Here is a 14,248-nt window from a genome sequence, read left to right on the forward strand (position 1 = left end):
ATAAAAAAAACGGTAGCGGGGATTGTATCCCGCTACCGCTTTTTTTTGCTCAACTGGGCTTTAATTCCTATAATGTTTTGTCTTTTAAAACTACAAAACAGGAAGTTCTGCATTGTGTCAAAAGGTGTTAAATGGTCTTCTCTTACGCATTTAATTTTGTCAAAACCATCTTTCAATTCCGCTGTTAAATCTTCTTCATTGTATTGTTTTATCTCAAGTCCGCTACATTTTTTAGGTCCATTTTTTGAAAAGGTTCCAATTGTCAAGAATCCGTTCACAGATTTTCTTGCGGTTTTAATATATTTTTTTATTTGTTCAGACGTAGTAAGAAAATGAAATGTTGCTCTATCGTGCCAAACATCAAAAGTCATATTGGGTTCAAATTCTGTGATATCACTTACAATCCAATTTACTTTGTTTGCTTTTTCTCCTAGCCGTTTTTTTGCTTTTTCAAGTGATTTGGAAGAAATGTCTAGAACACTAATATTTTCAAAGCCTTCATCAAGCAGAGAATCGACAAGTTTACTATCTCCACCACCAATATCTATTATTTTCGCAGTTTTCTTTAGTCCGAATGAATGTATAAATTCAAGTGAGGTTTTTGGTGTTTCTTGTGTCCAACTTACCTGGTCAGGATTTTTAGTTTCATAAACTGTTTCCCAATGTTTTTTTCTGTCTAATTTCATTGTTAAGTTCGTTTTTTCAGCTTGTGGCTAACGTTCACTGGATGAAGCGTGCGGAGATTTAACGAGAAAATCTTTCAAAACACCTCAGAGCCAAAGCTTATATTTGTGTTTATCTTTTCATATCTAAAGCCAAATCAAAGATTTGGCGGTGTTCGATTACCCAAACTAACACACAATTACTCACGAACGCCAATTGCTTTATACTAGCGGTAGTTTTTTCTATTTTTGAGTTTATTATCTTCATTTCCAAACTGTAATATTTTCTAAAATCACACTCTTTATTAAATAAATTACAAAAGCCAAATTTAGTCCTTTTGTGCAATGATAAACCGTTCAGGAACTTTTGCAATGTTAGTCGCCTCGATAATTTTAAAGCCCGCACCTTTCATTTCGTTTTCAAGTTCCGATGTTTTATAGAGAAATATTTTAGGCACAATCTTCAACTTTGTCAGCCCTGCCATTAAAAACCGAAGTGCCGATTTTCTTTCACGCAAACAAGCAGTTGCTGAAATAAACAATCCTTGAGGTTTTAGCAGTTCGTGGATTTTACTATACAGTTGTTTTTTGTCTTCAATGTATTGTAGCACATTGAAAGCTGTTATTTTGTCAAATGAATTTGATTGAAATTTTCCGTCAAATAGGTTAGTTCTAGTAAACTTTATGTTACTGATGTTTTGTTCGCTTGCTTTTTTTTTAGCAGCGTCAATCATTCCTGTTGAAATATCGGTAGCGTAAACCTTTTGTGCGTTTTGAGCTATTACAAGGGTTATGTCACCTGGTCCACAACCAAAGTCCAACACAATGTCTGTGGATTTGAAAAACTTGTTGACATCTTTTTTAATAGTTTGCAGTGCAGCACTATTCATTGTCCGCGTGGAATTAACAAAACGCCTGGAAACTATATCCCAAAATTTTTCTGGTTTTCCTATAGGTTTTTGCTCTTCCATTTCTTATTGATGTGCCGTTTTACAATTACCGCTAACGTCAGTTTGTTTAAAAAGCTATAGTTTTTTTTAAATATAGTTGATTTCAAAGATTATTGAAAATAATAATATGTTTTTGCCGGAGCAACATTCTTCCTGAAAAAACATTTTAAGGGGTCAACATCCGCCGGAATGTCATGCTAAAAACATAAATTTAACCAAGGTTTGGTAAGGGGGTCAGCTTACTCCGGAATATCCAAAAACAAACCAGTACAACAAGATTAAAAAATGCCACAACCCGGTGCAAACTGTACTTCATGAACCGAATGCAAAACATTAAACGCCCTTAGGTTGGCAGGCTGGTATAAAGGGCTTAGCCCAACAAGGATTAAAACCCAATTGAGCGCTGGCATTTGAAAATAAGCATAAAAAAAACGGTAGCGGGGACTTGTATCCTTCTACCGTTTTTTTGTGCTCAACTGGGCTTTAATTCCTATAATGTTAGGCACTGGCTTTTTTCTTCATTTGTAATTTATCTTTTCAAATTTGCTACAGTTTTCGTTTGAACTCAGCGTCGGCAAGACATACTCTTTTGCAATTTTTGGTCTGAGGGCTGGCTCGTGTGAATTGCAAATGTGTATGGCTTTCGCGTGGGTTGTTATTTCGTAATCACTTACTCGTCTAATTCTCTTTTTTCGAGTTCTGACTCTAATTCTTCCACTGTTGGCAAATCACCTTTCAAGTTGTCTGGTAATGCTTCAGTTAAAGTGAATTCGCTTACGCCCATTGGTTTTGAAATATCACGCAAAGCAAATTCAGTTTCTATTTTCTTTTTATCTCTGCAAAGCAATATGCCAATAGTGGGTTTGTCGTCATCTGCTTTTACCAAACTATCTACCGCTGAAAGATAGAAGTTCAGCTTGCCCGCATATTCGGGTATGAATTTGGTATTTTTTAGTTCAATTACCACGTAGCATTTTAGTTTGGTGTGGTAAAAAAGCAAATCAATGTAATAATCCGATTCATCAATTTCAAGATGATACTGCCTGCCTATAAAAGCAAAACCTTTACCAAGTTCCAATAAGAATTTAGAAATATGTTCAACCAGTTTTTGTTCCACATCTCTTTCGTTATAGGACTTTGTCATTGTAAGAAAATCGAAAGAATAAGGGTCTTTTATGGTTTGTTGAGCCAAATCGGACTGTGGAGCAGGAAGTGTTTGTTTGAAATTGGTAATTGCATTTCCTTGTCTACTATATAAACTCGATTTCAGTTGCAGAGCCAGAACATCTCTACTCCAGCCGTTCTCAATAGTTTGTTGAATATAGAATTTTGCCTCCTCTATATTTTTAGCTCTAGTAAAAATTTGGATATTGTGTCCCCACGGAATTTTGTCAACAAGCTGTTGACTTAATTTTTTAGCAACTTCATCCGTCTGTAATTCTGTATTTTGTAATTGGTCAACAGGCTGTTGACTAATTGAATAAAACTGATAAAAATTGCTGCAATATTTAAGGTTTGTTTTTGATAAGCCTTGGATGTCAGGAAATTCAGCTTTTAAATCGTTAGAAAGTTGTTCTAATAACTTGCTTCCCCATTTGGCTTTTTTCTGCTTTTCGTAAATATCACGTCCCAATTCATAATAAAACAAAATAAGTTCACGGTTCGCAGCCAGTGCCGTTTTAACCTGTGCAGTACGAACCTTTGACTTTACTTCGTTTAGCCAGTTGATGTAGTCTTTATTGAGTTTTATGTTGGCCATAATATCTTGTTTTTACGATTCTAAATAAAATAACGATAATCATACTCAGAGTAAGTGTTTGAATCAATCAATTTGCCAATTCTCGCAATATCATTTGACGATGAAATCGTTGCTGGTAATTGAGAGTACATATTCAGGGAATTCCAATTCATTTTTGTAAGCCCTAAAATCTCATTTGCAATTTGCTCCAAACTTCCATTACCGTAATGTTTAATTACTCTAAGCGGTTTTGGAATGTATCTACCTCCTGGATAAAAATTGTAATTAGGGTTTCTTACTGATGGTATTACCCCGTGTGCCCAAAGTAGAGCTTCTTTTGAGTTAAGTTGAATGCAAGTGCCTCGAGAAACAGAGAACCCATCAATTTCAGGCTTGTTGTTTTTTATCTTACTGGCAGTGTACTTTATATTATCCTCAAAGTTAATTTCAATTAAATCAATTGATTCAATAATGCCATTATCCGAAAGACTATCCAAGATTCCTTGCTTTTCTTCTCCGGTGAAGAATGTTCTCTTGTGAATAACAACTCTTTTGGGGAGTTCATTCATCGATTCATAAAACAGGTTGAGAATATTGCGACCAAACTCATAAGCATCGTCATAACACAAATGGGGTTTTTTATGCCTCCATTGTATTTTGTTGTTGCTTATTTTAGACAATTTGTATTTTAGGCCTTCTCCCGTAGAGCTGTAAATGTGGCTGCAACCTAATACTATATGACCATTGCTATTATCATTAGAATCAATACTATACCCTAATCCAGCAAAAGCTGTATTTTTATCTGTATTCGCTAATATCCAAGGAGTTCTTAATGATTTTACGTAGAAAGAAAGCGATAACCACCAGTTAATTTGGCAACTTTGTTGTTGGTCTTTTACCGTTTTTTCTCGTATTAATTGAGACATTATCCCTTTTTCAGCACAAAAAGCTTTTATGTAATCGTGTAAATCAAATATTTCGCCTTGTTCATTGTATGAAGTGAATTCTTCCCAACGTTGTGTTATATAAATCACAACAATTTTTTGTCTTCCTGTCGAATTTATTTTGACAATGCAGTTACAAATCTCTTGCTTAATGTAGTTTGCATTTTCTACAATTCCAGTATTTTGTGGTTCAGCAACATATTCCCATCCTTCACTATCAGGAGTAGGAAAGTTTAAACTAACTCCATAAGTAGTATAGAATCCTTCAAAATCAATAATGTAATCATCATTTTGTTTGAATTTTGCAATCTTTTGATTTTGCTTTTGAATGAATGTATAAAGGTTAGTTGCTTCTGCTTTTGGTGAAACCAAAGCTATATCAACTCTATCACTAAGTAAAGAATTGATGTTCGTTTCAAAAGGTTTATTATTTACCAAGCCTCGCATTGGGTGTTCATCGGTTACATTTCTTGAACCATTGGAAGTTGAAAACAATAATGGAACCTCCTTAAATTGAATGCCTTTTAGGTTAAAGAAATGTTTTGGTACTGTATGACTTTGTGGGTACCGATAATTTAAATTACAAACCTCGGTAAAAAGCGGAGCTTTTGTTATTTTAAACCTAAATCCAGAACCTGAGTCTATAGGGAATTCGAATTCATTAATTTTTTGAAAAAGCGCCTTCCGCCATTTTTCCACATAAATATTGAACTGTTTATTCCAAATTTTGTGAAAGAATGCAATTCCCACATTTTGAGCTAATGTCCTATCTACATCTTCTTTTTCCAATTCAAAATCAGGATTAAGCGTAAGGTAAAATACACCTGAAATTCTATCAAAAGACAACTTAATCGCATTAAATACCTTTTGCCCTGCAATGGTTTGAAAGTCCGATTCAGACCATAATCTGTTTTTATAGTTGGTTTTAATATTGTAGGTTGAAGCTAAAACCTTGCACACAGCGGTTAGAAGCAAGCTACTTGTAGCTGAATTATATATCTTGATGTTTGCCAGTGGTTTTCGTTGAACTTCACTTTCTATCACATCAGAAAAAACATCTTTTATTACGGTTAGGTTTCCAAAACACCATATTTGTTTTCGATATGGAACGGCAACTATATCACTCCTCGTTAAAGTTCTACTTTTAACAAACTCCCAAGGTTTTTCGTCAAGTGTAGCTTCAAATACAAACACTTCGTCAGGAAAACTAATTTTATACAAGTTGCTTTTTACTATCTTATTTGTTCTGTCGGGCTTCAAATCAAATGGAGTAAAAACATCTTGTTTTTCTTCTAATTGGTGAAGATTAATCAATTCTTGCTTCAACTCTCTATTATCCTCGACTACCAATTGTGCAGTTTTTCGCAGAACAGTATCAAAACCCTCTGTTGAAATATGAAAGGCATTGCGATTGCTTTTTTCGGCAAGTTCAATAAGCTCTTGAACTTCTTTACTTGCAGTACTTCCATAACCACACCAATACAACATACCTCCGCCAGGTTTGGAATAAGCTTCTTTCAAAGCATCCATCAGAGAAGCATCTCTACCACTATACCCAACAACAATTAAATGTTTGTCTCGTAAATAATCAATTAGAACTTTGCGGAAAGTTTCATCTTGATTTTGAAGTTCCTCAACCGTATTTTTTAATTCTCCATATTTAAAATCTCCGTGGAGTTTAATTACGGGAAGTTCGTTTCTGTTTTGACTTCTGCTTGTAAGTCGTTGAACAGAATCCAGAGTAATTTCAATAGATTGAACCCCACTGCCTGAACAAGCTGTTACAACTAGTTCATCTAAATTTGTTGTCCAAACCGAATCAAGGATTCCTTGCTTTGCGAGTATTGGGATTGATTTATAGCCAATAGAAGGCTTTTTATTTGAACTTATTTTTTGAAAATATTGTCTTCTATGTTCTTCAATTGGGTAACATTTTTTGGCGTAAAAAGAGTATTCTTCAGCATTTTCCCTTTCAGGGTAACCTCCTTGGTTATCTATCCAATGCTGTATTGTATCTTTTACTTTAGGATTTCTATGATTTTCTATCCAATCTGATGCTGTTGAGTTGTTTGATTTATAAATGGATTTCTTCCATTCCCAAATACAGTCTTCTGCTGATGGAATATCAGATGTAATTGAACAGCCTGCACCTAACAGTAAAGAATAGGTGTCATTTTTACTGATATTAATAGCCCTCAGGAATTCATCAAATTGTAATTTATTCATATAACCTCAATAATTAAGAATGCAGGAGAAATAATCTATTGGTCAGTTGGTCTTGTGATTTCTTTTTTACTTTAATAATATTTTAGAATCCTTCATTTTCATACATTTCTCTTTCAATTTATTTGTCTACTCACAAAGATACTCAGTCCGTGCGCGTTGGCAAGAAATAGCTCTTTTGTTTTTTTAACAATGGGTTGTGTGTCGGCGAAAAAACAAATGTGCTATTTGTGCGTGGGCTTCTTTTCAATTCTTCTTGTAGCAGATTTTCACTGTTGTCCGGTCTTTTTTAAGATTGTGCCTAACGGTTTGAACAAGGGTTCGTGAGCTGATTTGAAAAACCGAACCTCCGAAACCCTACCAAGCCGGAGCCTTAGCTTCGGCGAACTTATTAAAAGAGTAAAACTTCCGAATTTACACTGCCAGCCCATGCCCTTTATTTATTTATTGTAGGGCGTTTTTTATTCATTAAATTTATCTTTCATCTGCTCAATTGTCAAAAAATCTCCATCAAATTTTATGTGCAACATTCTATGGCAGTTTGCACAAACTAAAGCAAGGTCATCCAATGTTGTTTCTCTAACTCCTGTCTGGCTTATTGGTGTTTTATGATGACATTCAATAAATTCTTTGCCAAATCGCTGTTTAAATGAAAATCCACAAATTACACATTTCAAATCGCCAACTTTTATTGCTTGTCGTTTTTTCTCTGCAATAATTTTACGATTTCTCTCTTTTACCAAGTGTGAAATAAGTCTTACTTCTCCTTCAGAAACAGAAAGGTCCGAAGATGTATCTTCAAGTTCATTAATTAATGCTGATGTAATTTTTTCCGACTTTTGTTCTTCAGGAGTAAAGAATGTTTTAAATCGCTTCCAAATGTCAAATTGTAGTTCATCAATATTGCCAATTCCTTTTATGTTTTCAAGTTTACAAGCATTACCTTGAGTTATGCCAGAAAAATTAATTCGTTTCCATAAAGTATCCGAAACAGGTATTGCATTGTCTTTACCAGTTTTAGCAATTATTTTAACAAGCCTACCATAACGATAGTCTTGTCTTGAATTCTCTTCAATTAAAGTATTATCAATTGGTGTAACAATATGAGTAAAAGAAGGTATTCCATGTACCTTTTGATAGATAAGTATTAACTCGTCTATTGCTGGTGTTAATACATTAGTTTTGTGTTTAGTCGGAAAATGAATTACAAAAGGATTAGCCGTTAAATCCAAATAAGCTTCTCCATTAACTTTATTTGTAACATTCTTAAACCAAACTATATCTGCTGGAGTGTATGTTGGAGAATTCGGTTTGTCAATTTCCCAAAATTCTGATAACAACAACTTATTCTTAGCAATATGGTCTCTATGCGCTGTCACCATTTTACTTCCAAATATTCTGTCAGTCGCATTTTTAAAGCTTTCCCAAATTTCGGGCTTAGATGTTAGAAGCTTTAAATTGGTAAGGTCTTCAGTTTCCAACCAGTAAAGTGGTTCAGAAAATTTTTTGGTTGATTTTACAATTCTGCTTGCTGCATTTGGAATGTCTGTGATTTTTTTATCTAAAAGCAGCCAAATCAATCCTTCGGTTGTGTACGCTGCAAAGAAAATTCCCCCTGTCAGTAGTGAAACGCTTGAGGTGTTAGTCCCGAAAAGAGATTTATCCGGATGAGAAGTATTTTTAAAAGATTGTTCAAAAAAATCAATCAAGTCTGATTGAAACGGTTTAATATTCCGTTTTTTATCAGTCCATTGTAATATTTCATCTTTCCAGTCGAAATCTATCATCGCAGTCTTTTTTTAAATGCCCTATAACGTTGCGTGTATAATTTCGTAAGGGATTTCGGGCTTCAAACCTATCAAGTCCCCACCTAAACATGATGCGGGAGATAACGCTCAAAAACCTCTGAAACCCTTATGCACTAAACACATTGTGTGCTGGCATTATTTAGTCAAGTATTCCCAATCTTCGTTTTGCAAAGTCAATTCTGATTTGTCTTCGAAAACAATCCCTAATGTCTCAATTTTTAGTCCTTCCATTAAGAAATCACGATGTACTTTTTTGTCAGCAACTTCTTTCCCTAGTTCTTTCCTCAATTTTGCAGGTGCTCCAACTGGCACTTTTGAATATAAAAAACTAGCGACATCATTATATTTCTCCGTTGTTGTTACTTCAACCTCTTCTTTAAAGTCCTTTGCAACTTCATCAGTTAGTTTTACTTTTTCATCAAAGAACTTAGAATCATATTTATTCACATATTTGTAATTAATAACAGTATAAAGTATTGGCTTCTCAAATTCATTTTTAAACTTCAGATTCATAGTCAAATAACCTTTGTACTTGTCAATTGGTACTGCTTTTGCGTCTGTCAAAGTAATAAACTCTTTTAACTTCTTGTTATTTTCAATATTTATTAAAATCTGTGTTTCTGTTGAATCAAAATCTACTTTTAATTCTTCAATGTACTCCCCATACGTTTTTACTTCCGCTCCATCACCAGCTAAAGCTTTGCCTAGTTCTGCGAATCCGAGGTACGTAGACAAGTTGTCTATTACATACTTCTTTTCCATTTCCTTTAATGTCTCATCATTATTGACTAATTCTTTTACTTTCTCAAAATCTTCTTTGTTTAAAGGTTTGTTAAGAATATTTGTACAGCTTGTAAATACTAAACTTGCAATCAATCCAGATGCAAGAATCAATTTGGTTAATTTCATAATCTATCCGTTTTAAATATTAAAAATTCATATTATCTCTTGTGTAGGTTGTTTCTTTTGCTTGCACACAACTTGTCGATATAAAGCATATGCTTTATATCCCTTTTATGTCACCTATTATTTCTTCAAAAAGTAATTATTATCTATACATCCATGATGTGGTCCGCAAAGCGGGTTGGATCACCTAAATTACCAAATATTTTATTTAATCGTTCTATTTATCGCCAATTAATTATTAACATAGGAATAACATAGACAAGTACGTATTTATTGTATGCAAAACCCCTTCATCAGCTAGCTCTTTGTTTTCTATCGTATTACAAAAACAACATTGTAAAAAAAATATCCCTAAACACCATTGTACTTTACAATATTTTTCCTAATTTGTATCAGCATATAAACCACCTAAACTATTTAGCTATGATATACTTCACTAAAAATACAAAGGAACCAGATCCGGTTCTAAAAAATCACCCAACAAAGTATTATGACTTTCCTGCTTTCTATCAAGCCTTCTGATTATCCGTATTGAACACCTTCGATATACCAACGAATGTTCAGTAACTGCGTTACATTATTTTTTATATCCTTAAATCAGAAAAATGTCAACAAGAAATTACAATTACAAGGATGTGGATATGCTATTGGCATCCAAAACCATTTCTCAAAGCTTAATAAGCTATATTGATGAACTCTCCGTAGCCCGCACAACCTGGACTATTGACTATGCCAACGGCTTATCGGCCAAAATTGACGATGCCATAGATAACTACCTGGGGCTGGATAAAAAGAAGGAACTACGTAATGCGACAACCCAATTGGGAGCTATTCAAACCCCCGCCAGGCGCGACTTATCCTTTTTAAAAACACAACTAGAGGTTGATTTTGGCAGCGAAGCAAAGGAAATAGTGAAAAACCTGGGTTTTACCAAGAACTTAAAAGCGGTTCAAGACAATAACCAGGAAGCATTAATTCAGTTACTATATACCTTTAAACAAAACCTTACGGAAGACCTAAAAACCCAAATTATTGAAAAAGGTACTGCCCCTGCCCTATTGGCGCGTATGGTAGGCTATGCCGACCAAATGAAAGATGCCAACGTTTCGCAAGAAACGATGAAAGAAACCTCTAAAGCACTTTCGGAGGAAGCTATAGATGCTTTAAACGATATTTATTCCGAAATAGCGGGCATTTGTAAGATAGCAGCCAGCTTTTACCAGTACGAACCCCTTAAAAAGGAGCAGTTTACCATTAGTAAGGTCGTGGCTAAAATGGGCGCTGCCAAAAAAAATAGTGAAGAGCCTACGGAAGTATAGTTTTTACAAACTACGAGACATAGTTTAGATTACACTCCCGTTTTATCATAGTATCAAGTCTTTTTTAACCATCAAAAAACAACCGTTTAACTTAGAAACTCATTTCGTACAGTTAAACGGTTGTTTTTTATTCTTAGAATATTGTTTCTGCCACTTAGCCAATGATTCCGAATACATTGAAAGTCATTTCGAACACTTCGAAAGTCATTTCGGGCACTTAGCCAGCCTTACGAACACTTAGCCGGATGTTTTGTGCACTTAGAAGGTGGTTTCAACTACTTAGCTGAATGTTTCGAGAACTTAGCCGGTTATTTCCAGCACTTAGCTGGAGATTTCCAGCACTTAGCTGAAGGTTTTGCCTGAATTTACATACATTTCGTAACTGGCATCGCCAGGTGTTACCAATTTCCAATAATCAAAGCAAGACCTATGATGACTTTACTTATGATTTTCGAGTTAACATTCGAGACATCCTGTTAATTTTGAAAATCTTTGAGGTTTTTGGGGTTGTTATTTCTAATAACCTGAGTTCGATTAAAATTTTATGACGAACTCAGGTTAATAAGTTTTAGAGTCCCTAATAACAAGGATTAAAGTTTCCTCCTTCGCCTCAAAAGGTCCGTGCTCTTCATTTGCGTCAAACATTACATACGATCCTTCAGGATATGCTGCATCATCACTGGCATATTCTCCTTTTAGTACAATGAATTGCTCTACAGTAGAATGCGTATGACGATCGGCACGGAATCCTTTGGGCAACTTAAGTAACATGGTTTTTGCATATCCATCATCCCGTAACATTTTTGCTTTTGTACCTTCGGCATAGCCTTCTATTTCTTGCCAGTCTCGGTCTTCGAATAAACCTTTAATTACTTCTAATTTTTGTTCTTCCATTGTAAGTTCCTCCAATTATAATTAAACCATCCGTTAAATATTACAAATACATGATATCAGGTTAGTATGTATATACATGTATAATTTACAGCTTTCCGATTTAATTATCAACTGCCTGTCAACAATTTTACTCCCAACTTATCTAAACTTGAAAAAAATTACATTTCAGTCATCTGAGTGCAATAAATCTTAGCCTAATTAGTCTCTGAATGAAAAGTCTCCAAATTAATAAAAACCATAAATGCTTACCCCTAACCCCTAAAGGGGAAGCTTCTTGTACTGTGCGGGTTGGCGGTTCTCCCTTTAGGGAGTCAGCGGGTATGTGAAGCGAAAAAAGTGGACTTCTCTTGCTGGCACTAATTAGTGGTTATAAAAAAATACGAGTTTTCTAAGAATCACTAATTACAATAGCTATCTTTTACTTTTTCGAGGTATTGGAAGCAGTAGTTTACTCATGATTGTTTCCGAAAAACGTTTCGTGTAATTTTTGGTGTAGTTCGTTTACAACTGACTCATATTTCGGGAACATCACAAGGTTCTTGTTTTCATGAGGATCATTGATATTCTTTTTAAATGTGTTTACCGTGGCACTACGCTGTGTTTTAGGAAGCTTCAATACGTTGTCAGGTTTCTGTTCACAAACTGAATACTGATCACCGATTACTGGTCACTGTCTACTTAAATCATTCCCCAAACAACGTATACAAATGGTTTCTCATGCGGATAGGGTATTTGTATTGTTTTGCGTATTTCTCGGTCAGGTTTATAGCTTTAACAGCCGGCATTAAGGCTTTGCCGTCCTCGCCTATCCATTCTACCATATTCATTAAGGTAAGCATGGCGTATGAACGCTCGTTAATCATATCAGTTATACATTGAATCCCTTTTTCCTTTTTACCCGTTTTAATTAATGTCCAGGCGGCCATTGCCCTTACTTCGTGCGATTCATCGTTAATCATTTTTAATCCTGCTGGTTGGTCATCCAGCAAAAAGCAGCCAATCATACCCCAATATCTCAGTCCAAGATTCGGGTTTTCCAATAATTTGCGAAGTTCAGGAAGATTAGCCCTGTCTTTTTCCAGCGCCAGGTCGGCTGCATCCAGTATTGCTTCAACATGATATAATCCCGGATTACGAACCATCTCGTAAATCGTAGTATTGTTTTCATTGGCCAGGCGAACCATCTCCGATTCGGGCAGCAATCCGGCATCATATATTTCCATTTGTTTTTTACGCAGGTGTTTACGCATCTTAACGGCCATATTTTCCACCTCAGGGTTGTCTATCAAATTAGCTGTGCAATCCGGGTCTTTTTGCATATCGTAAAGCTCTTCCGTCCATACTTTAGGGGAGAAAAAACGAGCTTGGATTTCACTGGCCTTGCCGTCACCAATCGCTTTTTCCCAGGCTTTGGTTGCTTCCATGGTCCATAAGTAGTCCAGGTGTTGCATCCAGGGCACATAAGGCATATAGTTTCGGATATAAAGATATCTATCATCACAAAGTGCCCTTGCGTTATCCACCCTTTCGTCCATGCGTCCCCTGAAAGCCATATGAAATGGTGCTTCCGGCTCTGCTTGGGGTCCCAGGAAAACTTTACCCTGCATATACTCCGGCGGTGTTCCTCCTGCCAGGCTCACCCATGTTTTGGGCATATCCACAAAACTTACCAATCGATCTATCTTAGTTCCTGGTTTGTTCGCCGGCCATAGCTCCTTAAATTGCTTTGGAATACGAACCACAAGCGGACAATGCAGACTATTCGCAAATAAAAAACGTTTGCTTCGGGGCAATACTCCCCCATGGTCAGATACATATACAACTATGGTATTTTCTGTCATCCCCATCTCATCAAGCTTGGCTAACATATTACCGACCTTAGCATCCATCTTATGTATGGCATCATGGTAGTGGGCATAATTTTCGCGCATACCGGGCACATCAGGGTGGTATTTGCGGAGCCTTGTTTTTTTAGGATCGTGTTGGGTGTTATATACATCGCCAAAAGCCCTGCTTTCATGGGATTCTCCCATATTTATGACCTGAAAAAATGGCTGACTATTCTTTAGCGACTCCCAATTTAAGATGCTATCATTATCCCAACTAGCGTTTTTCCTTCCTCCAATATTGTAATCCTTTTTTTTGTAGTTGGCACAGTGATAACCTTCTGCCCTTAAATAATCAGGGTAGTACTTTATCTTATGATGAGGAATGGGATAATAGCTGCGCATATGCTGTGTTCCCATAGAAACTGCCATAATTCCCGTAATCCAAGTACTGCGCGAAGGTGCGCAAACAGGAGCATTGGCAAAAGCATTCATATATTGAAATCCATCTTGTGCCAGTTTATCTATATTTGGTGAGTTTGAATGGGGGTTGCCGTAACAACCCAGCCAATCGGCACTATTGTCTTCTGATGTTAGCCAGAGGATGTTGGGCTTTTCTGTTTGTTGAGCACCTATCCATAGAGGTATTAAAAAAATAAAAGTCAGTAATAGGCAGTGTTTATTCATAATAAAATATTGTTGTGATCGCTTGATTATAAACCATTAATAATATTTACCTACTGACAATAGTAATTAAAATTTTCCATAATAGATCTAATCTTTGCATCCACATTATACCACCCGGACAAAGAAAGGAGTCTTATCTTCATTTCATTCGAAATACGTATTCATTATAGCATCGTCATTCCCGGCCGGGAACCATAGCCGTCGGGCTAGGCTGTTTTTTACAAACTTAGCGCCAAAGGCGTGACGTCAAAAGCCATTCTTCGGGATGGGTAAAAGGAAAAGGGCGCCATT

At 35.8% G+C, this 14,248-nt stretch carries 9 protein-coding genes; 1 reads left to right on the top strand and 8 read right to left on the bottom strand.

Going from position 1 to position 14,248, the window contains the following annotated elements; genetic code table 11:
- Positions 1–32: 32 nt before the first annotated feature.
- The 6 genes from ACRD64_RS20755 to ACRD64_RS20780 form a co-directional block, all read right to left on the bottom strand.
- Positions 33–686 (bottom strand): class I SAM-dependent methyltransferase, encoded by a 654-nt coding sequence (locus ACRD64_RS20755; protein ID WP_430935653.1) that lies wholly within the window; start codon positions 684–686, stop codon positions 33–35.
- 305 nt (positions 687–991) lie between these two features.
- The gene (locus ACRD64_RS20760; protein ID WP_430935655.1) at positions 992–1,633 is read right to left on the bottom strand and encodes a class I SAM-dependent methyltransferase; all 642 of its coding nucleotides are present in this window, start codon (positions 1,631–1,633) and stop codon (positions 992–994) included.
- Between the two features lie 649 nt (positions 1,634–2,282).
- Positions 2,283–3,371, bottom strand: a complete 1,089-nt coding sequence (locus ACRD64_RS20765; RefSeq protein ID WP_430935657.1) for a PDDEXK nuclease domain-containing protein — start codon at positions 3,369–3,371, stop codon at positions 2,283–2,285.
- 20 nt (positions 3,372–3,391) lie between these two features.
- Complete coding sequence (locus ACRD64_RS20770) at positions 3,392–6,520, bottom strand: SIR2 family protein (protein ID WP_430935659.1); 3,129 nt, start codon at positions 6,518–6,520, stop codon at positions 3,392–3,394.
- Between the two features lie 458 nt (positions 6,521–6,978).
- Positions 6,979–8,304, bottom strand: a complete 1,326-nt coding sequence (locus ACRD64_RS20775) for an HNH endonuclease (protein ID WP_430935661.1) — start codon at positions 8,302–8,304, stop codon at positions 6,979–6,981.
- Positions 8,305–8,460: 156 nt separating this feature from the next.
- Positions 8,461–9,234: a hypothetical protein gene (locus ACRD64_RS20780; RefSeq protein WP_430935663.1), complete on the bottom strand. Its 774-nt coding sequence runs from the start codon at positions 9,232–9,234 to the stop codon at positions 8,461–8,463.
- Between the two features lie 602 nt (positions 9,235–9,836).
- On the opposite strand from ACRD64_RS20780, the gene ACRD64_RS20785 reads away from it, so the two are divergent.
- Complete coding sequence (locus ACRD64_RS20785) at positions 9,837–10,550, top strand: hypothetical protein (protein ID WP_430935665.1); 714 nt, start codon at positions 9,837–9,839, stop codon at positions 10,548–10,550.
- A gap of 558 nt (positions 10,551–11,108) precedes the next feature.
- Here the strand turns inward: ACRD64_RS20785 and ACRD64_RS20790 are convergent.
- Both ACRD64_RS20790 and ACRD64_RS20795 read right to left on the bottom strand, forming a co-directional pair.
- Positions 11,109–11,444 (bottom strand): cupin domain-containing protein, encoded by a 336-nt coding sequence (locus ACRD64_RS20790; protein WP_430935667.1) that lies wholly within the window; start codon positions 11,442–11,444, stop codon positions 11,109–11,111.
- Between the two features lie 683 nt (positions 11,445–12,127).
- Positions 12,128–13,957: a sulfatase-like hydrolase/transferase gene (locus ACRD64_RS20795; RefSeq protein WP_430935669.1), complete on the bottom strand. Its 1,830-nt coding sequence runs from the start codon at positions 13,955–13,957 to the stop codon at positions 12,128–12,130.
- Positions 13,958–14,248: the final 291 nt, after the last annotated feature.

This window comes from Saccharicrinis sp. 156 (genome assembly GCF_050589685.1).
Lineage (GTDB): Bacteria > Bacteroidota > Bacteroidia > Bacteroidales > Marinilabiliaceae > Saccharicrinis.

Excerpts from the sequence above, each read along its gene's own strand:
- ACRD64_RS20755 (WP_430935653.1), bottom strand. The coding sequence starts at position 686 with ATGAAATTAGACAGAAAAAAACATTGGGAAACAGTTTATGAAACTAAA.
- ACRD64_RS20760 (WP_430935655.1), bottom strand. The coding sequence starts at position 1,633 with ATGGAAGAGCAAAAACCTATAGGAAAACCAGAAAAATTTTGGGATATA.
- ACRD64_RS20765 (WP_430935657.1), bottom strand. The coding sequence starts at position 3,371 with ATGGCCAACATAAAACTCAATAAAGACTACATCAACTGGCTAAACGAA.
- ACRD64_RS20770 (WP_430935659.1), bottom strand. The coding sequence starts at position 6,520 with ATGAATAAATTACAATTTGATGAATTCCTGAGGGCTATTAATATCAGT.
- ACRD64_RS20775 (WP_430935661.1), bottom strand. The coding sequence starts at position 8,304 with ATGATAGATTTCGACTGGAAAGATGAAATATTACAATGGACTGATAAA.
- ACRD64_RS20780 (WP_430935663.1), bottom strand. The coding sequence starts at position 9,234 with ATGAAATTAACCAAATTGATTCTTGCATCTGGATTGATTGCAAGTTTA.
- ACRD64_RS20785 (WP_430935665.1), top strand. The coding sequence starts at position 9,837 with ATGTCAACAAGAAATTACAATTACAAGGATGTGGATATGCTATTGGCA.
- ACRD64_RS20790 (WP_430935667.1), bottom strand. The coding sequence starts at position 11,444 with ATGGAAGAACAAAAATTAGAAGTAATTAAAGGTTTATTCGAAGACCGA.
- ACRD64_RS20795 (WP_430935669.1), bottom strand. The coding sequence starts at position 13,957 with ATGAATAAACACTGCCTATTACTGACTTTTATTTTTTTAATACCTCTA.